Source organism: Halobacillus shinanisalinarum, assembly GCF_022919835.1.
Classification (GTDB): Bacteria; Bacillota; Bacilli; order Bacillales; family Halobacillaceae; genus Halobacillus_A; species Halobacillus_A shinanisalinarum.
This window is the reverse complement of the sequence record NZ_CP095074.1, coordinates 1,853,293-1,871,640: the sequence shown is the minus strand read 5'-3', so window position 1 is coordinate 1,871,640 and position 18,348 is coordinate 1,853,293. Positions and strand designations below refer to the sequence as shown.

Below are 18,348 nucleotides of genomic sequence, written 5' to 3'. Positions count from 1 at the left end.
AATATGAACTAATCATCGTGTTAGCTTGCTTTTTTTCGTTTGTTCTTTTCTTTGATAACATGGGCAGACGTATCACCGAAGTCTTCTCTCATCCATTTAACCAAACCGTAAATCATGATAAGCAATACGAATATTAAAGGAATGGATGTAACAATGGCAGCCGTCTTTATAGTATTCATAGGAGCATTGATAAAAATTATAGTTAACGGTACTAAAACAATGACCAAACACCAAAATAATCTATGAAAAGGAGAAGGATCTTCATGGTCTTTAAGCCCTTTTGTTGCCGTAGCTGCAAGGGTATAGGAAGCTGAATCCAAAGTAGATGCTAAAAATAGCATGGACACAACCACGAAAAATAGGATGAAAAATGTTGATAAAGGCAATGTGTTTAAAACATCAATAATAGCTTGATTTCCTCCATCCACATCTAGACTTCCCGATACATCAACAATGCCTCGAATATCTCTGTCCATACTAATGTTTTGTAAGATACCAAAGAAAATCCAACATCCTAAACTTCCACTTATCAGCATGTTAAAAATAAGTTCTTTAATCTTCCTACCTCTTGATATCCTAGTGACAAACACACCCATAAATGGTGCATAAGTAATCCAATAAAGCCAATAAAAGATGGTCCAATCATTTGGAAAAGAACCATTTTCTATAGGGTCCGTCCATAAACTCATGTGAACAAAGTTTTGAACCATCAACCCCACCGCATTTGTGGAGTTATTTATCATAAACGTGGTAGGTCCAATAAGAAAAATGAGACCAATAAATCCAAGCACAAACACACTATTAAGATCTGTAATTCTTTTAACACCTTTCTCAATACCTAAATAGGCACTTAGAGTGAAGACAACAGAAATGATTAGGATGATAATCAAGTCGATAGTAAAGCTTGTTTCTATACCAAGAATACTAGCCATTCCTTGCGACAATAACGGGACACTTAACCCTAATGTAATACTTAGTCCACCAAGACAAGTGAAAATAAAAATAATATCAACAATTTTTCCAACAACGCCGTTTGATTTAAAACCAGTAACTTCTCCAACAACCGAACTAAGGCTTAACCCCTTATTCTTTCGAACATAAAAATGGTAAGCAATAGGTAAAGCAGCTATACAGTACAGAGCCCAAGCACTTATTCCCCAATGAAAGAAATTATAAGCAAGCGCCCACTCATAAGCTGCACTGGTCTGAGGTTCCGCTCCCAAACCGGGAGTGTTATAATAAAAAGCCCATTCGGTAAAAGCCCAATAAACCGTTGCAGATCCTAAGCCAGCAGTTAACATCATCGCTATCCAACTTTTTGTTGAAAATTGAGGTTTTTCTTTTCCAAGTCGAATATCTCCATACTTACTAAAGGAAATATAAACCAAAAATGCTACAACACCAAATGTAAATAAGAGTATAGGCGCGCCAAATAAGTTAGTTAAAAATACAAATACCTTATTAGCAAACGCTGTTCCCTTTTCAGGAAGTAGCCCTAAAAACACCACGATAACTGATACTATGAATAGACTTATAACAATAAGAGGTACATCATACGACTTATTGTTCATTTGTTTTTCCATTTCTTTTTTATTAATAATATCCCCCTTCTCCTATTTTTTATAGATGTAATAAAACATTATCTTTAATAGCATTTCATTTCACACTTCTAATGAATTAATCCAGTAAATCAGGCTGTTCGCTGACAATTCGCTCCCACAATGGTTGAAAATTATCCCATCCATCTTGTTCCCTTCCAACTTGTTCAGCTGTTAATGCTGCATTTTCTTCATCTATAGGATTAACAATGCCAGCTGCCTCGGCTAACAATTGAGCTTGGCAGGAACGCTCCAGTGTGATGAACCAAAAGGCTGCGGAGTCTACAGACTGTCCAACTGTTAACGGTCCATGACTCCTCAAAAAGGCAGCTTTATTATTTCCTAATGCTCTTGCGATTCTTTGTCCCTCATCTTCCTCATATACAACACCTGAAAATTCATCCGATACAGAATGATCGTTATAAAATGCACATGCATCTTGTGTTAGCGGGTCTAGCAACCTTCCTGTAGAGGACCAAGTCTTTCCGTATAAAGGATGCGCATGGGCAGAAGCAATAACATCCGGTCTTGCTTTGTGTACACCTGCATGAATCATTAGTGCGGATTTATGTATAGAATACTTTCCCTCGACTACTTCTCCCTCCTCATTGACCAAGACAAGGTCTGAGGTCTTAATCTTGTTAAAAGGAATGCCGTATGGATTTACCCACATATGATTCTTGTATTCTGGATCTCGGTATGTAATATGACCTGCTATTCCTTCTGTAAATCCAAACCGAGCAAATAAACGAAAGGCAGCTGTTAAGCGCTGCTTGTTGTGCAGACGTTCCTCTTCAACACTATTAAATATCGGCCTTTGCAAATAATCCTGAACACCTTTCCCACTAACACGCTCTTCCTTGTAACCCTTCATATTCAATTCCTCCTTTTAATCTGTTTGCATAAAATGAATGAATAATGCCATTCATTTTTGTAGCATGGTTAGTATAATAACAAATCTAGTAACATTGTCAACAATCTTATGATCGACAATAATTTCGGATACACAAAGAAGGTGCTTTTTCAATATTCTTGAAAAAGCACCTTCAAATTCAGAAAGTATTTTTGAATTGATTATTCTTTGTTATGTTCATTTTCTTGGTCCGGCAATAATTCCACTCGGGGCATGTTTGTATTTATAATATGATCCCTTAGCCCTTGGACAGCAGTCTCTAAGTCTCCTGTTTTAAAAGTATTTAACAGTATCTCATGCTCATCTGTAAACTTTTGTAAGTCCAATGACAACCTGTTTTGATGAACAAAATGTAATCGAATGCGATTTAAGATTCCTGCCCAAAGATGTGCAAGATTATTCATATTAGAGGACACAATAATAAGTTCATGAAATTGAAGATCTATCTCATTAAACAGCGGCATATCATTAAAAATGGTAGCACGCTTCATCTTATCTACTAATTCATCGAATTTTTCAAAGTGTCGTTCGTTCCATGAGGAATATGCCTTTTTTAATGCGAATGTTTCCATATTAATCCTCATGGGTATTAACAGTTCTGTAACTTCTTCTGTTGTAATGCTGCTCACCCTTGTTTCTTTATAAGTGACAGAAACAAGCAGCCCTTCCATAACCAGTAATTGAATAGCTTCGCGTACAGGACCTCTGCTAACCTCTAATTTTTTTGCTATATAATTTTCTGTCACCTTATCACCAGGATCTAAATTACCCTGAAAAATCTCTTTCTTAATTCCTTCAGCAATTTGATACTTTAGTGAGCTCTTCTTTATATTTATATCCAAATTGGAAGCATCCTTTTTAATTTATTGATTCCACCAGTAGTCCTAAATTACAATATATCTTCATTATAAGAAATTATAAGATTGTTGACAATCTATAATAAAAGAATTTTTATCAACATCAACAATGGATCCTTACAATTCAAATCACTAACTTACAATATACTCCAATTATTCTACTTAATATTTTTTCTTAATAAAATCCCTATTATTCAATAATATGGCCCATCAATAAGGTTTTGGGTTTGTTTGTAAAAGTACACCTTTTCGAACAGTTTAGTTTTACATCTACTAGTAATCTATTAACGTTCGAAAATGACCAGAAAACGGTTTGTGAACGTTCGCGGTTTCGAATGTAGATTTACGAACGATTTGATGTATAATTAAGAAGAAAAAAATAATTCTTGTAGAAAGGTGCATTTTAGAATATGGAAAGCAGACGGATGGGTTACATAAGGGTTAGTAGCAAAGACCAAAATGAAGAAAGACAAATGGCTGCTATGAAACAATATGGAATTAATGAACGGGATATTTTCATCGATAAGGTTAGTGGTAAAGATTTTCAGCGCGAAAACTATCAACTACTCAAACGCGTTCTTCGTCCTGGTGACATCTTATACATTCATGCGCTTGATCGTTTCGGAAGAAACAAAAACGAAATTGTCGAAGAGTGGAATGATATTACAAAAAATATTCAGGCTGATATTGTTGTCTTGGACATGCCCTTGTTGGATACCACCCAATATAAAGACAGCATGGGGACCTTTATTGCTGACCTCGTGTTGCAAATCCTATCATGGATGGCGCAAGAAGAAAGAAATCGCATTCGAAAACGACAACGAGAAGGCATTGATGCTGCATTAAAACAAGGGAAAGCCCTTGGAAGACCGAAAACACAGATTACTGATGCCTTTCGAGAAGCTTATATAGAATGGAAAGAAGGGAAAATTACAGCAACCCGGGCCATGCAGCAATCTCAGGTTAAGAAAACGACCTTTTATAAACTCGCAAAACAGATGGAAGAGAATACGACATAATCAATACCCTAGAACTAGATAAAGGATGTAGCCATGTTATAATAAATATTTAACCATTCTGCCCCATCAATCACTAATAAACCAAGATAAATTGGATAAATCACTGGAGGATTACAGGCTATGCTCTTACTAAAATTCAATCAAGCATATGAAGCAATTATTTATTCAGACTTACTAGCCTATGAGAAGGATAGGAGGCTGGATGATCTTATGAATGACATGGAAGAGGCTTATAATATCCCAGCCATGAGAAAAAACGAAGGGGAAGAGAAAAACAGGGCCGTTATAGCTCTTTATAGAAAGATATCTAAGAGCAAGGAACTATAAAACCTTGCTCTCTTTTACTGTTTACTTTCCTCTCTCAATATCATAAACAAAAAAGCCCTTATCCCTGGTTTGAAATTACCCTATAAAATGAGACTAGAAAAAAGCTTAGGCTGCCATGACCTGTATTCTACAGGGGTATGGCAGTTTAATTTAGAAAACGGACGTTATTGATGAGTGGATTTTACCTCAAGAAGATGATTTCTGGACTGGATACTGAAGCAAATGTTGATTCTTCAGTAAAATCTAATCAAAAGAAGGAAGAAAATGTAATTATGTTAGTCGGTGACGGTATGGGACCAAGCCAAGTTTCTGCCGCTGCCTACCTGAAAGGAAAGGGATACGTTGCAGGTGAATTAACAATGGATCAATTCTCAAACTTGGGTTATGCAAGAACCTTCTCTCACGATAATACCGTAACGGATTCAGCTGCTGCTGTAACAGCATTTTCCTCTGCGAATAAAACGGATAACGGGGTTGTTGGCAAAGCGCCAAAAACGGTTGAACACAGTGAGAACGAGGATCACTTTAATGTTGAATCTGTCCTTGAATCCGCTGAAAAAGCTGATAAGTCGACAGGGCTTGTTTCAACAGCTAGAATTACTCACGCTACACCGGCTGCTTTTGCTTCTCATGTAGAGAACCGGGATAACGAAAATGAAATTGCTAAACAAATGTTATTAGACCATGACATCGAGGTCCTTCTGGGTGGCGGAAAGCGTCACTTCCTTCCTAAAGAGGATGGGGGTAAACGCGAGGACGGCAAAACATAATTGATGCAGCTAAAAAGAAAGGTGCTACCAATGCCCCTGTCTATTCGTACGGACCTCAATCGGATAAACTTACCGGGACGATCAACAACACAAAAATTGCCGAAGTTATATCAAACGCTATGAAAGTAAAATAAATGACCTAAACTAGGGAGAGTGAACTTAAAAAGTTCACTCTCTTTTTTTAGTGATTTCTCCGTGCTTCGTCCAGCAAGGGATAGAGTCAGGGAAATAAGATCCCATATCTTCGCTCAATTTTACATAAAAGGAAAGATCCCTAAATAACAGGTTCATAATCTTTGATTAAACTAGAATGGAAACTATTAAAAGAAGGAGTGGTATAGTGCAAAAGATATTATTTGCTTTGCTTGCTGTTGTGTTATTTGCATCTTTGACAAACTCAGGATCTAGTGTTTTTGCTGAAAAAGAAGAGTTTTCACGTGAAGAATCAGTCAACGTTAAGGTGATGTCCTACAACATACATCACGCTGAAGGTGAAGACGGTATTTTAAACCTAGAGAGAATTGCGCAGGTTATAGAAGGAACAGATGCTGATATTATTGGCTTGCAGGAAGTAGATAAGCATTGGTCTTCCCGCAGCGATTTTCAGGATCAGGCAAAACTGCTTGCGGAACGACTTGGCATGTTCTATACATACGCTGCAAACCTAGACTATGAATCTTCAAAAGAGGATGAGGCCAACAGACAATATGGAACAGCCATTTTAAGTAGGTATCCAATTATAGATTCTGTAAATCATTTTCTTCCTAAAATCGGAAATACAGAACAACGGGGGCTCCTTGAAGCTACTATTAATGTAAAAGGGACGCATCTTCAATTTTATAACACTCACCTTGCTTTGACTTCCGAAGAACGGAACATACAAATTAAAGAGATTATCGATATTGCCGGCCGATCAGGCGGACCAAAAGTAATAATGGGAGATCTGAATGCAGCACCGACAAGTGAAGAAATGAGGGCGATGTACACTCATTACAGCGATGCTTTTGCAGGACAAAATGAAGCTTATACTTATTCTGCGACAAACCCTACGAAAAGAATTGACTACATATTCACTTCGAAAGATATGGAAACAAAAAATGCCCAAGTGATTGAATCACTGGCATCTGACCACCTTCCAATAACCTTGGAAATTACTTTGGATCGGTCTGAGCCTTATTACAAATAAAAAGTAGGAATCTAACTGCCCTCTCTTTTGGAGAGGCTTTTTTTTCTCGTTAAGAGTAATTAATCTTTATAAGAGGGCCCTATGTTTGTGTAATATTCCAGATTTGTTTGTTCAGTTCCGGTTTAAAAAATCAGCATTTTTTATTTCTTTGGTAATTTTTCACGGCTACCAAAACTATCGCCCCACTTTTTGTATTTATTATTTTCCACTTCTCTTAGGTATTGAACGAATATTCTACGAAAATATAAAAAAGTAATTGTCCATTCCCTTAAACGTATATTTGACATGTTTTGTTTTCTTATCCCAGTAAATAATCATATAATCACCGCGTTGGTCTAACACCTTTTTACCATATGGCAAGTGGGGGTAATCTTCTATTGTTATGTCATCCATTGTCACTAACTGAGCAAGTACATATTGAATGTGCCTCTTTTGATCCATGCGATCACCCTTTTAACGGCCGTTACAAATATTACCGCAACGTTACCTTAGTATTACCAAAGTATTACCTATTTTAATCCCTTTGAAACTTATGTATGGAAGAAAGATACCAAATGTGGCTACGTTTACTGACTCTGCCTTCGATCAACAAAGGCTCTACGAAAATAAAGAAACGAATCCATATAAAAACTCATATCTGAAGGTGATCAGTGGAAAAATAGGTCAGAAAAAGCTTTGCCGTCTGCAGTAGGTGGTAGGGCCTTATGATTGACCACCATTCACTATCGCCCAAAATACGATATGTATAATAAATAAGATTTATACAAAAGTTAGGCTTAGAGCATTTTTAAGCTCAACAATCTTGAAGGAGGTTATGATCATGACACAACAAAATCAACAGCAGCAGGCTCAGCAGAAACAGCAACAGGCTCAACAGGAGCAACAACAAGCCCCTCAGCAGTCCCAACAAAATCAACAGACCTCTCAACAAGCTCAGCAATCCAAGCAGCAAGCCCAACAACAAAATCGTTATCAATAGACTGGCTGCATAGGGTGTCTTAGTCAGTACCCAAATCATGAAAATAGATGGTCATGATTAGATTGCTTCCTATATTAAAAATGTTAGATGAAAACTTCGATTTATAAAGCACCGGTTTTACCGGTGCTTATTTTAAATTGGCCACTGAATAGTGGCAAGATTGTAAATCATCATATTAAAATACATACAATCGGAATTTGATATGCATGGTAAAACGTTTCTTAAATATGGAAGTTTTTGGAATAAATTTCATGTATACACTTCACCACTTTCTGATATAAAAGGAAGTAATGTTCGTTATAGGAGTTGAAAAAATGAATGGACTGCTAAATCGATCAGCCGGGAAGAAACAACAGCTTGAAATGATATACCTGGATAGCAAAGGTGTCATGTCACAAAGGATTATTAGGGTTCTTAACGTTAGCGAAAATGATCTGCTTGCTTATTGCTATACGCGTAGGAAGGGAAGGACTTTCAAAAAGGAAAACATTTTATCCGTTGGACCAGTATGGAAGAAAATGGGGGCTTAAGAATTAATGATCGCGGCACAATTAAATGGACATCACTTATGCTGCCAGAACATAATAAACGCATTCAGGAAATTTGGAAAGATGATGAAGGGGGAGAAAAGAGAATTTTGGATGAGCAACAGGTGGAGGAGATAGGCTTTGCGTTGTAGCGTGCTATGAATGATTGTCTCCCTGTAGAAATCAAACATCACAATGGCTTTAAATACATCAGTAACAAAGTGAAGATTAATGTTATGGATCCATATCCAAAGAAAATAAGGTGCGCTTTTTCAAATAAAGAAGAGGTCACTATAACTTTCGATAATATCCTTGATGTAGTATTCTTGTAAGTGGCATAAAGAATAACGTAATTCAATTATTAACACAGCTTCTTTTTCCTTTAGCTTACGGAGGAGATGTGGCTGGCATACCTACAGCTGTTGGCACCATCGATAGTAACTGTAGAGGTCAGTGGTTTGATCACGCTACACGCTATTACTATTGAAGTACCCTAAACTAAACCCTTGCGCCGCAAGGGTTTTATTTATATAATCCAATACCGTAGTAAGCTGAAAACTGTTTGGTTCATTGTTATAATCGTATGTTACAGAGACGTATTTTATTGGGCAGGGGAAAGGTACCTATTGCAAATGCTTTTGGAGTCTCGATAGATTAGACTTTTTATTTGGCTCTATATAACATTGAGGGCTTCATCTAATTAGTGGTAAAAAGCAAGGGGGTTTTTAGTATGAAAGACCAAATTGACGAACTTACATTACTGCTATTGTATTTAACTTCATTTACAGATGATTATGGTTTAGGGAAAGACCAAAGGAGCTGGAAAGGTTACCCTTTTAAATCATTGAACGAATTGAATGAAAATAAGTACATTATTGGAAGCAAACGGGCAAAATCTGTTCATTTAACTGAAGACGGTATTAAACAAGCTCAAGGGCTCATGAAGAAATATAATATTGTAGATGATAAGTGAAAAACCAGCCTTTGTCCCTGTGATAAAGGCAGGATTACAGAATTTTAAAGGACGGTTCTTGATGAAAAATCATATTAAGGTAAATGGAAAGCTTCTTCAAACAAATAAGCGTTTTTCACAATTGAAACAAAGTCAAAAGAATTGGATCGCAACGGAACTTTATAAACTTTATCACGAAAAGATGAAAGAAAGGCGTACAACAAGGAAACTCCCTCCTGAGCATCGCGATGCAGTTATTTCGTCTTTATATGAACAGATTCAGAATAGGGAAATATGGATCCCTTATGGTGAAGTGGAAAAGTATGCGTTTAGTAAAACCACAAAAATTGTAAAATCTTTTAAGAAACAGTTTCCTATGCTGAGTGTAGAAATTGAAGCTGAGCACGTTAATAAATAAAATGAATTCTCATTTTTACTGAAATAAGTAATCTAGCTTATCTCTATATGGTTCCAATAAATTTTCACCTAGGGGATGTAGCCTTTATTTAATGAAGTAACGCTGTTTGCAAAACGCATTAATTACCCACTTAATGGAAATAAAGTATTTAATCTAATCTATTTAAATATGTTCATTTTTATTCAGCTGTTACATATCTCCTTAACTGCAGTACCTGCAACAAAAAGGATTTCGAAATGTGTCTTATCGTTAGACTACCTATTTATAGTCAGCGATAGATAATTGTTCGATCCTGCTTAGCAGGCTGAATGGGCGGCTACCCACATGTCGTAGCCTTAATTGTGGTGATTTTACGCATAAAAAATAGACTCCCTATTCTGGCAAGAATCCGGGTGAGGTCTATTTTTTGATAGTAAGTGTCCTAAAAAGCAACTATCTACGGGATCACAGTTCCAACCTGTGGTCTCTTTCTTATGATGTCAGCAAGTAATAAGTCGAAAGTTATTCTATTTCTTCTTTTCTTCCTCTAATTCCTTCGATTTCTGAACCAAGTATTGAAAGTAACTTTCCAACTCACGAATCTGTTCCGGAGTCATGGACTTCCATTTTTCGATATCGAAAAAGGCCATGTCATCGATATCGTATTTAACAAGTAGTTTGTTAATTTCTTTTAAGGAATCAAAATCTTCATTGGTGGAGGAAGCATCCTTATCAGGAGAATTTGAAAGGCCTAATAAGTAATCGGTGGTAACATCATATCTATCTGCGAGTTTTTTAATCATCTCTATAGATGGTTCATTTCTACCTTGTTCGTAGTATCCATATCCACTTTCTGAGATACCAAGTATTTCACTTACTTGTTTTTGGCTTAATTTATGTTCTTTTCTAAGTGATTTTAATCTTTCACTTATGTCTACCATAAGATCCACCTCTATTCTTGATAATTATATGATACAACAAAGAGTTGGGTATATGTACGTATACAACAAAAAATTGTTTAAGCGCATTGACAACAACATAATGTTGGGTTAATCTATATACAACAAAAAGTTGGGAGGTGGATTCTTTGAAGCGAGAGAAATTAGTTAAGTATAGAAAAAAAGAAAACTGGTCACAAAGGCAAGTTGTTGAGGAATTGAATAGTAATTTCAATATAAAAATAACTGATAGTTATTATGGGATGATTGAAAAAGGAGTCAGAAATCCCAGTATTAAATTAGCAGTTGCTATAGCTAACTTATTTAACGTGATGTTAGAAGATATTTTTTTAAATAAGTGAACAACAAAATGTTGTGCAAATAAATCTAAGGGGGTAATCTAAATTAATAGACGTACAATGACAGTCGATGAAACCGCGGAGTATTTAGGTGTCTGTAAGGATACTATCTATACAATGGTACGAACAGATGAAATTCCGCATTTTCGCCTTCGCCGTAGAATTTTCTTCTCCCAAGAAACGATTGATGTTTGGATAAAAGAACAAGAATCCCACTATGGGGATCAAGCAATCTAATTTTAGTTTAGTTCAATATTGAAACATTATTAGGTACAGAAATTGGTACAAAAAGGACTGATTCTATTGAAAAAAAGTAGAGTTGCAAGAACGTTGAAATACTCTAGAGCACGCATGGGAAAATCCCAGGAACAATTATCAATGGATGTTTTGCAATCTAGAGAATCCTTAAGTAAACAAGAGAATGGTGAGCGTAGAGTGCAGCCAGGTATAACAAAGCAATTTATTAATAAGTATAACGATCCATGGGTTGCGTTGGAGGCGGCTAATGAATACATTGGCTGGGGAGTAACCAGATTGGATGGGCCAGCTGCTGATAACCGGAGAAGTAGTGTGCAATTAAAATTAGAAGAAGAGTTAAATGAAGCGCTTAAAGCAATTGTTAAAGTTGAAATTAGTGGAAACTCAAATTGTGTGCAATCTATGGATTACCAATATATTCAAGGTATGGCTAGTAAAATTGTTGATGTAGTTCACTGGGCACTTATATATTTAGGCATATTGTGTGAAACGTACAATATAAGCTGGCTCCAGTTATGGGAAGAACATTATTCTAAATTAAGGTCCAAAGGTTATGTAGTCTAAAAAAATTATTAAAAGGAGGCAGAAAAATGCAAGGATGGGTAAAACTTCACCGAAAGATTCTCCATAGCGAAATTTTTGAGAATGAAAAGATGTTGAAGATTTTTATCTACTGCTTAACAAAATCAAGTCATAAAGAAACAGAAAAACGAGTAGGAAGACAAAAGGTTCAATTGGAACCAGGACAATTTATATTTGGAAGAAAGAAAGCTGCTACTGAATTAAATATGAATGAATCGACTGTTCGAGATTACCTTAAAATATTGGAGGAAGATGGTGTGATTACCATTCACTCCACCAACAAATATAGTGTTATAACCGTTGATAATTGGGCAATCTATCAATCTAATGAAGAAGACTCCGACAACAAAGGAACAGCAAAAGAACAACAAAAAGACAGCACATTACCATCAGAAGGACCACAAAAAGACACATACAAGAATGACCAAGAACTTAAAGAAGTTAAGAATGCAAAATAATTTAGTACTACTTCTACAACTGGGCACGGACAGGGGACGCCATTCAATTTTACCAAAACAATTTTGGCATGATCCGTCCTCAAATATCTGAGGAGCTCTTATCTTGGAGTGAGGATCTAGGGGAGCAAATGGTTATTGAAGCTATGAAACGTTCTTTGGACCGCAATAAACCAAGTTGGGGTTACGTGAAAAGTATTCTTCACTCTTGGGTAAACAAAGGGGTGAACACTTTACCACAAGCCCGGAATGAAGAAGTTGAGCATAAGAATCAGCAGAGTAATAAAGGGGTATTCTCTAAACAGTCACATACTCAGGAGGTCTTGCCAGAATGGTTTAAGACACGCAAGCAGCAACAAATGGATGAGGAAAAACCAAAGAAACAACCAAGTCTGGAAAGCACAGCCCGAACAATAGAGCTAGGGATAAAGCTGAAAAGATCTCTGGGGAGTATTCTTGAAGCCATTAATTATATGTATGATCTTTCAGAAGAGGATTTGAAAGCTATTCGTGAAGAGGAAAGATCAGCAATAGAAATCCTACAATCCAAATCAAAATTGAAGGCCGTAGGTGATCCCTAAAACCTAATTCAGCATTTTCTATAAGAATATGAGGAGGGGAGTTTTTATGGGAAAATGGAAAAGACATCACGCCTTTTATGATATTTCATCTCAAGCCGATAACATCAAAACCTTTGAAGGAAAACGGTATGATGTACATGGCTTATGGGCCGTTGATAAAGATGGTCATTCTGAGAAATTGGCGAATATTTATTATCGTATTCGGACGGTAAAGGATGAAAAGTTTAGGACGATTGCCAAACGTAGAAATCCCAATAGTGAACTACAACCTTTCATGTAGATAACGATTCTAAGACGTGCTTAAACAAGCACCCCATGAACTTTGAAAAATACATATCTATGCTAGGGACGGAACGGTCACAGGACATTCCTAGCAGTCGATGATTGTTCGATGCGTGGTACGTGAAATGCATCTAGTGACCTGGTATGCGTTGTATTGATGATGGTGGTCTTTGCGAAGATGAGGTGAGAATCCGACGAAATCTTCAAAGAAGAAACCTAGATACATAAAGTTCTTCGTTTAAGCTAGAAACGTTGTGCATTGCAGAGCTTCATGAATTTCGTGATGCAGTCTGGATAGGGTTGATTGTATCTAGCCATAAACAATCCACTTTTCATACAAAATTAGAGTGGCAAAAATGTGTTCTGAAAATCTATTAGTTGTTTGCGCATTTGTGCTTTAGAATGAGTGAAGGATTCTACGTTTCTTACCAAAACGTGGATTTCTGTTTGAGTAGGTGTTAGAATCGTTATACGAACCACTCAAGAAGGGATTGATCTGATGAAGAAACGATGGATCGGTGGTTTGGCTGGATTAGTATTGGCCTTTATCCTTGCAGGTTGTGGAGCCACAGGTCAAGTCGAGTCTTTATCACCAGAAGAAATGAAAGAGTACATGGAGCAAAACGATTCAGCCTATATCTTAATTAACAGTACCGAAGATCAAAAAGAGCGTAAAGAAAATATTAACCTAGTTAAAGAAAGTATAGAATCTATCAATGTAAAAGAAATAAATTTTTTATCCGAAGAAATGTTAAATCAGGATTTAAATAAAGAAGACGTTGGATTAAGTAACATTGTGTTAGAAGCTTTAATTTACTATAAGAATGGTGAGATTAATGATTATGTATCATTAAGTAACAGTGACTATTCGTCAAACGAGGACAAAAGGGAAAACGTTCAAAAATTCATAGATGAAACATCATCTTAACGGAAGTGATCTTTTAGAGATCGCTTCTTTTTTATGTTTAATTTCTTTGAAGGAGGTGATAATCAATGGGCGCAACAAACCGTGAAGTCAAACAATCGAAAGAACTTGTCCAAACACTTTTACAAGTCCAGGACCTTTCCTACAACGACTGGCTGCATGAAAAGCATCAGGAGTACATTCAAGAGAATCAAGATGTGGTGATGGAATCCCTGATACAGTACAAAGAATTAAGAGAAGATAGAGACCACAAAAACTCATACTAAAATCAAAAGGAGAGAATTTAAGATGAATGTGTTTATGAATTACATTGCGTTATCTGCTATTAGTAACCTCCAGGCCACTGGCGCTTCCATTCTGACGGCGATGCAGCTACTCGGAATCATTTCTGCGGCCATTGCCTTTGGAATCGGGGCTTATCACTTGATATGGGGTGGTGTTCGAGGAAGACAAAGTTCCCTGGTATGGTTTATAGGCGGCTCAGTTGGTTTGGTGGTCTTGATGGGAGCCACCGCGATCGCTGAATATATTGATAGTCAGGTCGTCTTTTAAAGGAGGAAATACGAATGCGAGTGTTATTTACATCTAAGTTAGAGGGGGAAATTAAAAGCTTCCAACCCTATCCTTTTCACGAAGCCGTTGAAAAAACAGAGGAGTTGGACACAAAGTGGAAGAAGAAAAACACTGAGCCGATCCCCCTTGATTTTATGATCTGTAATGACGAGGGGGATAAATTGTATAAGGGAACGTATGTTGTGGGATCCGAAGACACGACGAATATCTACGATCATGTATGTCGGAAGCTCATTCAGATGCCGATGAACCATAAACAACAAGAAACGGAACGTGATATCCTTTTGCAACATTTAACGTCTCATACGCCCACAACTTATAAGCTTGATGTGACGGAATTATTAGAAAAGGATTCGTCGAATCAAAAGGGTTGGAAAAACCTAAGCAAACGTCAGAAAATCATGACCGGCTCCTTTGCGTGCCTTGTCATTGTAACGATCGTCATGGCTGTGGCTCTCGTGTTTATGTTGCGAAGTCAGTCGCAAGCCATGCAACAGATGGACCAGGAGTTAGCAGAAGTAAAAGCTACGAAAAATGTTTATGAAACGGCCGTAACGGGTGATATGACGGAGGCTATTGACGAGCTGCAAGCTCAAAGAAAGCTTACTGAAAGCGCACAAGAAGCGCTTATTCACTTTCTTTTGTCAAAAAAGAATTATGAAGAAGCTGTCAAGGAAGCAGGAAAGGAACAAACTTCGTTCTTAGCTGGCCAAATTATGCAACTGCATGGAATTGAAGAACTCCAAACCTTTCAAGAATCGTATCCAAGCCCGGCTGGTGCATTTGAAATCGCGTATCATACGGAGGATTACGAAAAAGCAATAGCTGTTGGGGACGTTCCGATGACGGCAGAACGCTATAAGGAAAAGGGAATGGCATATTTAAGGCTTGGTCAACTGGAAGAAGCAAAAAAGATGGCTAGCGAAGCAAAAAGTGATGGGTTGAATGAAAAAATCAGCACATATGAACAGTTAGAACAACAACTGGCCCAAATTAATAGCCAAATCGAAATGGAGAAGCAATCAGACGATAAGAACCAAGATAAAATCAAGGAATTAGAAGAACAAAAAAAAGAGCTGCAAAACAAACAAAATCATTTGTAGGGGGCGATCATCTTGAAATTGCTCGTTGCTAAAAGGCAGGTGCTTATTCCATTAAGCATCTGCTTTTTTATGATCACGATCATCGCAGCCACCTTTATGTTGAACTTGGGATTTGCGGTGTGGGCCACGGCTCAAACGTTCCCCGAGTTTAGTCAACCATTTGTCGTGAAGGCTGCTTATCTCACAGATTTTCATTTTAAAGAGTATCCGTGGTTTTATGCTGTGGCAGCCGTTACTGGTCTGCTGGGTATTGCATATATGATCTATAAACTGCGCAGCAACTTTCATCCCATTGGAACGGATGAAAAAGGATCCCAGCGTTTTGCCATGCGTAAGGAAATCAAACAACAATACAAAGCGATTCCCGACCGAGGGCAAACCTATAAGGGCCAAGGTGGCCCTGTGTTAGCTCGGAAAGGGAATAAAGCTTACATTGATCCGTCGCCCGTGAATAACTTGATTATCGGAACAACACGAAGTGGGAAAGGGCAAACCTATGTGATACCAACCATCGATGCTTATTCCCGTGCTGAAAAACAGGCTTCCTTAATCATCAATGACCCCAAAGGGGAACTATTCGCCTCAAGCAGGGAAACGTTGGAGAATCGGGGCTATGAAGTGGAAGTGCTCAATTTGATGAATCCGATGCAAAGCATGAGTTTTAACTTATTGGAACTCGTTAAACAATCCTATTTAGATGGGGATTATTCAACGGCTCAAACGCTCTGCGAAACGATCACCCATATGTTGTATCACAATCCCCAAGCTAAAGAACCTATGTGGGATGATTCTGCCAAGTCTCTTGTGAATGCGATGATTCTTGCGATTACCGAAAAAAGTATCACTGAAGGAACTGAGGAGAAAATTACCATGTACACGGTGGCCAATATGCTATCTGAACTGGGGACGAAAAACGAAATCGATGAAAATGGTCAAGAATATAATGCGCTCGATCAATACTTTCAAGAGCTTCCGCAAGCGCACGTGGCTAAGGAACAGTATGCAACAAGTAACTTTTCAAAAGGGAATACACGATCCAGTATCTTTACGACCGCCATGAATGGTCTGACGAAATTTACCATGAGTGAAACAGCCAAGATGACAGCGAAGAACTCACTAGATTTGAAAAAGGTTGGTTTTGGGCAATTCATGAAAGGTCGGGGTACACCGTTTTCCAAAGTATATGTTACTTTTCCAGATGGGGTCACTGAGGTCAATCAGTCCGGGGAGAGTGGCACTTGGACGGTTAACTTCTCCTCCAAGTTGAGACCGGGAGATACCCTCAAGATTTGGCAGGAGCAAGACCCGTTATCCGCGAAACAAAAGCGGAAAAGAACTAATGGACAAGGTGAAGAAAAAGAAAGAAGTAAGTTCACGGTTCAAGTAAAGGACATGGATGGGGAATCTGGGGAGGTTCACTTTTCCTTCCCATCCGGTTCTGTTCACGATCTAACGGTCGATCAAATCAGTTATTTTACCAAACCGATTGCGCTTTTCATGGTTACCCCGGACTATGATACCTCTACACACGCGATCCCATCGATCTTTGTGAGTCAGTTGTATTACGTTTTATCGAAAAATGCGGCAGTTGCCAAAGGGCAAAAGTGCTTACGTGAAGTGGTGTTTGTGTTGGATGAATTTGGAAATATGCCATCGATCGCAGATATGGACAACAAGATTACAGTGTGCCTGGGGCGGAATATACGCTTTCACTTGGTCATTCAGTCCTACGCGCAATTAAAAGAATTATATGGGGAAGATGGACAGGCAACCATCCGGGGAAACTGTGGGAATGAGATTTATATTTTAAGTGCGGACTATGATTCCGCCTCTTATTTTTCTTCCAAACTCGGCAAACAAACGCTTAATACCCAAACGCGGTCGGGCTCCACCTTTTCGCTCGATAAATCAAAAACCGAAAGTACCGAAGGTCGGGATCTCTTAACGGCCAATGAACTCCAGGAGTTAGAAGAGGGGGACACCGTAGTCCGTCGTGTATTGAAACGTCGCGATAAGAGAGGGAGGAAAATACGAGCGTTTCCCATTTACAACACGGGTAAACACAGCATGAAATATGCGCATACGTACTTGAGTCAGGATTTTGATACGAGTAAGGCGATTACAGAAGAAGAAATTGATACACCGCATCGGAGTGTTCAACCGCGTGACTTAGTGATCGATTTTTCGTCCATACCTATAGCTGAAAAGGAAAAGGCAAACAACAGAGGAATGGAGATTTCAGAAGAAAATACAGACGAATATCAATCAATTGATAAGAAAGCTTGGAATCAACAAAAGGTTGGTCAGTTTTTCGATGCGGTTACGCTTCACATGATCCAAAAGCATATTGCTCCTTTATTGAACCATGGTGAGGAAGAAATGAACGAAGAGCCGATGGAGGCTTTTCTATACAATCTAAAAATGTTAGGCGATGGCCAGGAAATCAGTCGGCAAGTTTATGGCCATATTCGTAAACAAATCGATAAATTAAGTCAGGAACAAGAGACGCTAGATACGGAGGAAAGAGAAGAAGCCGAACTATAACTCGAAAAAAGGGGATTTGAATATGACACAAACGCTGGATAAGGCGATGGATACGTATAAAGAAAATATCGAAGAGGGGAAGAGGTGATTATTACCTTGCGAGATGCGGTCGTTAAGCTATTTGAAGGCCATGAGACGCCGGTGGTCGTTGTGATCGAATCGACAACAGATCACATGAACACCACCCTTGTTGCCTTCTTAGATCAATAAGAAAGGGTGAGCC

General features: G+C 38.0%; 24 protein-coding genes and 2 pseudogenes. 21 read left to right on the top strand and 5 right to left on the bottom strand.

Annotation, left to right across the window (positions count from 1 at the left end):
- Window positions 1–20: 20 nt before the first annotated feature.
- The 3 genes from MUO14_RS09345 to MUO14_RS09335 all read right to left on the bottom strand — a co-directional run bounded on the left by MUO14_RS09345 (window position 21) and on the right by MUO14_RS09335 (window position 3,353).
- A complete protein-coding gene (locus MUO14_RS09345; RefSeq protein WP_244754962.1) occupies window positions 21–1,583 on the bottom strand; it encodes a BCCT family transporter in 1,563 nt (520 codons plus the stop codon).
- A gap of 94 nt (window positions 1,584–1,677) precedes the next feature.
- On the bottom strand, window positions 1,678–2,472 hold the full coding sequence (locus MUO14_RS09340; protein WP_244754961.1) for a class II aldolase/adducin family protein: 795 nt from the start codon (window positions 2,470–2,472) through the stop codon (window positions 1,678–1,680).
- 200 nt (window positions 2,473–2,672) lie between these two features.
- Window positions 2,673–3,353, bottom strand: coding sequence for a GntR family transcriptional regulator (locus MUO14_RS09335; protein WP_244754960.1), 681 nt, complete (start codon window positions 3,351–3,353; stop codon window positions 2,673–2,675).
- Between the two features lie 425 nt (window positions 3,354–3,778).
- Here MUO14_RS09335 and MUO14_RS09330 point away from each other — a divergent pair, with 425 nt between their 5' ends.
- From MUO14_RS09330 to MUO14_RS09315, 4 genes are all read left to right on the top strand, one after another.
- On the top strand, window positions 3,779–4,387 hold the full coding sequence (locus tag MUO14_RS09330) for a recombinase family protein (protein WP_244754959.1): 609 nt from the start codon (window positions 3,779–3,781) through the stop codon (window positions 4,385–4,387).
- Window positions 4,388–4,507: 120 nt separating this feature from the next.
- Window positions 4,508–4,714 carry a hypothetical protein gene (locus MUO14_RS09325; protein ID WP_244754958.1) on the top strand — a complete coding sequence of 69 codons (207 nt, stop codon included), beginning with the start codon at window positions 4,508–4,510 and terminating at the stop codon, window positions 4,712–4,714.
- Window positions 4,715–4,884: 170 nt separating this feature from the next.
- Window positions 4,885–5,484, top strand: a complete 600-nt coding sequence (locus MUO14_RS09320; RefSeq protein WP_244754957.1) for an alkaline phosphatase — start codon at window positions 4,885–4,887, stop codon at window positions 5,482–5,484.
- Between the two features lie 340 nt (window positions 5,485–5,824).
- The gene (locus tag MUO14_RS09315) at window positions 5,825–6,670 is read left to right on the top strand and encodes an endonuclease/exonuclease/phosphatase family protein (protein ID WP_244754956.1); all 846 of its coding nucleotides are present in this window, start codon (window positions 5,825–5,827) and stop codon (window positions 6,668–6,670) included.
- 234 nt (window positions 6,671–6,904) lie between these two features.
- Here MUO14_RS09315 and MUO14_RS09310 read toward each other — a convergent pair whose 3' ends face one another.
- Window positions 6,905–7,111 carry a hypothetical protein gene (locus tag MUO14_RS09310; RefSeq protein ID WP_244754955.1) on the bottom strand — a complete coding sequence of 69 codons (207 nt, stop codon included), beginning with the start codon at window positions 7,109–7,111 and terminating at the stop codon, window positions 6,905–6,907.
- Window positions 7,112–7,490: 379 nt separating this feature from the next.
- Between MUO14_RS09310 and MUO14_RS09305 the strand changes: the two genes are divergently transcribed.
- The 5 genes and pseudogenes from MUO14_RS09305 (at window position 7,491) to MUO14_RS09285 (ending at window position 9,546) form a co-directional block, all read left to right on the top strand.
- Complete coding sequence (locus tag MUO14_RS09305) at window positions 7,491–7,649, top strand: hypothetical protein (RefSeq protein WP_244754954.1); 159 nt, start codon at window positions 7,491–7,493, stop codon at window positions 7,647–7,649.
- Between the two features lie 314 nt (window positions 7,650–7,963).
- A complete protein-coding gene (locus tag MUO14_RS09300; protein ID WP_244754953.1) occupies window positions 7,964–8,179 on the top strand; it encodes a hypothetical protein in 216 nt (71 codons plus the stop codon).
- Window positions 8,158–8,508 (top strand): annotated as a pseudogene (locus MUO14_RS09295) (YolD-like family protein). The gene MUO14_RS09300 and the pseudogene MUO14_RS09295 overlap by 22 nt, the downstream one beginning before the upstream one ends.
- Window positions 8,509–8,906: 398 nt before the next feature.
- On the top strand, window positions 8,907–9,149 hold the full coding sequence (locus MUO14_RS09290) for a DUF6429 family protein (protein ID WP_244754952.1): 243 nt from the start codon (window positions 8,907–8,909) through the stop codon (window positions 9,147–9,149).
- Window positions 9,150–9,210: 61 nt separating this feature from the next.
- Window positions 9,211–9,546, top strand: coding sequence for a hypothetical protein (locus tag MUO14_RS09285; protein WP_244754951.1), 336 nt, complete (start codon window positions 9,211–9,213; stop codon window positions 9,544–9,546).
- 506 nt (window positions 9,547–10,052) lie between these two features.
- Here MUO14_RS09285 and MUO14_RS09280 read toward each other — a convergent pair.
- The gene (locus MUO14_RS09280) at window positions 10,053–10,466 is read right to left on the bottom strand and encodes a helix-turn-helix domain-containing protein (protein ID WP_244754950.1); all 414 of its coding nucleotides are present in this window, start codon (window positions 10,464–10,466) and stop codon (window positions 10,053–10,055) included.
- Between the two features lie 146 nt (window positions 10,467–10,612).
- Between MUO14_RS09280 and MUO14_RS09275 the strand changes: the two genes are divergently transcribed.
- The 12 genes and pseudogenes from MUO14_RS09275 (at window position 10,613) to MUO14_RS24285 (ending at window position 18,335) form a co-directional block, all read left to right on the top strand.
- Window positions 10,613–10,825 carry a helix-turn-helix transcriptional regulator gene (locus MUO14_RS09275; RefSeq protein WP_244754949.1) on the top strand — a complete coding sequence of 71 codons (213 nt, stop codon included), beginning with the start codon at window positions 10,613–10,615 and terminating at the stop codon, window positions 10,823–10,825.
- Window positions 10,826–10,867: 42 nt separating this feature from the next.
- The gene (locus MUO14_RS09270) at window positions 10,868–11,059 is read left to right on the top strand and encodes a helix-turn-helix domain-containing protein (protein WP_244755527.1); all 192 of its coding nucleotides are present in this window, start codon (window positions 10,868–10,870) and stop codon (window positions 11,057–11,059) included.
- A 141-nt stretch (window positions 11,060–11,200) separates the two neighbouring features.
- Window positions 11,201–11,644 (top strand): XRE family transcriptional regulator, encoded by a 444-nt coding sequence (locus tag MUO14_RS09265; RefSeq protein ID WP_244754948.1) that lies wholly within the window; start codon window positions 11,201–11,203, stop codon window positions 11,642–11,644.
- 26 nt (window positions 11,645–11,670) lie between these two features.
- Complete coding sequence (locus MUO14_RS09260; RefSeq protein ID WP_244754947.1) at window positions 11,671–12,120, top strand: hypothetical protein; 450 nt, start codon at window positions 11,671–11,673, stop codon at window positions 12,118–12,120.
- A gap of 68 nt (window positions 12,121–12,188) precedes the next feature.
- Window positions 12,189–12,698: a DnaD domain-containing protein gene (locus MUO14_RS09255; protein WP_244754946.1), complete on the top strand. Its 510-nt coding sequence runs from the start codon at window positions 12,189–12,191 to the stop codon at window positions 12,696–12,698.
- Window positions 12,699–12,744: 46 nt separating this feature from the next.
- Window positions 12,745–12,978, top strand: coding sequence for a hypothetical protein (locus MUO14_RS09250; protein ID WP_244754945.1), 234 nt, complete (start codon window positions 12,745–12,747; stop codon window positions 12,976–12,978).
- 501 nt (window positions 12,979–13,479) lie between these two features.
- On the top strand, window positions 13,480–13,908 hold the full coding sequence (locus MUO14_RS09245) for an LptM family lipoprotein (protein WP_244754944.1): 429 nt from the start codon (window positions 13,480–13,482) through the stop codon (window positions 13,906–13,908).
- A 65-nt stretch (window positions 13,909–13,973) separates the two neighbouring features.
- Entirely contained in the window at window positions 13,974–14,171 is a 198-nt protein-coding gene (locus MUO14_RS09240) for a hypothetical protein (RefSeq protein ID WP_244754943.1), read from the top strand.
- Between the two features lie 22 nt (window positions 14,172–14,193).
- Complete coding sequence (locus tag MUO14_RS09235) at window positions 14,194–14,457, top strand: hypothetical protein (protein ID WP_244754942.1); 264 nt, start codon at window positions 14,194–14,196, stop codon at window positions 14,455–14,457.
- Window positions 14,458–14,471: 14 nt separating this feature from the next.
- A complete protein-coding gene (locus tag MUO14_RS09230) occupies window positions 14,472–15,581 on the top strand; it encodes a tetratricopeptide repeat protein (RefSeq protein WP_244754941.1) in 1,110 nt (369 codons plus the stop codon).
- 12 nt (window positions 15,582–15,593) lie between these two features.
- Window positions 15,594–17,769, top strand: a pseudogene (locus MUO14_RS09225) (VirD4-like conjugal transfer protein, CD1115 family); the annotation flags it as partial.
- A gap of 440 nt (window positions 17,770–18,209) precedes the next feature.
- Window positions 18,210–18,335, top strand: a complete 126-nt coding sequence (locus tag MUO14_RS24285) for a hypothetical protein (protein ID WP_255822185.1) — start codon at window positions 18,210–18,212, stop codon at window positions 18,333–18,335.
- The last annotated feature ends 13 nt before the right edge of the window (window positions 18,336–18,348 follow it).

Excerpts from the sequence above, each read along its gene's own strand:
- MUO14_RS09345 (WP_244754962.1), bottom strand. The coding sequence starts at position 1,583 with ATGGAAAAACAAATGAACAATAAGTCGTATGATGTACCTCTTATTGTT.
- MUO14_RS09340 (WP_244754961.1), bottom strand. The coding sequence starts at position 2,472 with ATGAAGGGTTACAAGGAAGAGCGTGTTAGTGGGAAAGGTGTTCAGGAT.
- MUO14_RS09330 (WP_244754959.1), top strand. The coding sequence starts at position 3,779 with ATGGAAAGCAGACGGATGGGTTACATAAGGGTTAGTAGCAAAGACCAA.
- MUO14_RS09325 (WP_244754958.1), top strand. The coding sequence starts at position 4,508 with ATGCTCTTACTAAAATTCAATCAAGCATATGAAGCAATTATTTATTCA.
- MUO14_RS09320 (WP_244754957.1), top strand. The coding sequence starts at position 4,885 with ATGAGTGGATTTTACCTCAAGAAGATGATTTCTGGACTGGATACTGAA.
- MUO14_RS09310 (WP_244754955.1), bottom strand. The coding sequence starts at position 7,111 with ATGGATCAAAAGAGGCACATTCAATATGTACTTGCTCAGTTAGTGACA.
- MUO14_RS09305 (WP_244754954.1), top strand. The coding sequence starts at position 7,491 with ATGACACAACAAAATCAACAGCAGCAGGCTCAGCAGAAACAGCAACAG.
- MUO14_RS09300 (WP_244754953.1), top strand. The coding sequence starts at position 7,964 with ATGAATGGACTGCTAAATCGATCAGCCGGGAAGAAACAACAGCTTGAA.
- MUO14_RS09290 (WP_244754952.1), top strand. The coding sequence starts at position 8,907 with ATGAAAGACCAAATTGACGAACTTACATTACTGCTATTGTATTTAACT.
- MUO14_RS09285 (WP_244754951.1), top strand. The coding sequence starts at position 9,211 with ATGAAAAATCATATTAAGGTAAATGGAAAGCTTCTTCAAACAAATAAG.
- MUO14_RS09280 (WP_244754950.1), bottom strand. The coding sequence starts at position 10,466 with ATGGTAGACATAAGTGAAAGATTAAAATCACTTAGAAAAGAACATAAA.
- MUO14_RS09265 (WP_244754948.1), top strand. The coding sequence starts at position 11,201 with ATGGATGTTTTGCAATCTAGAGAATCCTTAAGTAAACAAGAGAATGGT.
- MUO14_RS09260 (WP_244754947.1), top strand. The coding sequence starts at position 11,671 with ATGCAAGGATGGGTAAAACTTCACCGAAAGATTCTCCATAGCGAAATT.
- MUO14_RS09255 (WP_244754946.1), top strand. The coding sequence starts at position 12,189 with ATGATCCGTCCTCAAATATCTGAGGAGCTCTTATCTTGGAGTGAGGAT.
- MUO14_RS09250 (WP_244754945.1), top strand. The coding sequence starts at position 12,745 with ATGGGAAAATGGAAAAGACATCACGCCTTTTATGATATTTCATCTCAA.
- MUO14_RS09245 (WP_244754944.1), top strand. The coding sequence starts at position 13,480 with ATGAAGAAACGATGGATCGGTGGTTTGGCTGGATTAGTATTGGCCTTT.
- MUO14_RS09240 (WP_244754943.1), top strand. The coding sequence starts at position 13,974 with ATGGGCGCAACAAACCGTGAAGTCAAACAATCGAAAGAACTTGTCCAA.
- MUO14_RS09235 (WP_244754942.1), top strand. The coding sequence starts at position 14,194 with ATGAATGTGTTTATGAATTACATTGCGTTATCTGCTATTAGTAACCTC.
- MUO14_RS09230 (WP_244754941.1), top strand. The coding sequence starts at position 14,472 with ATGCGAGTGTTATTTACATCTAAGTTAGAGGGGGAAATTAAAAGCTTC.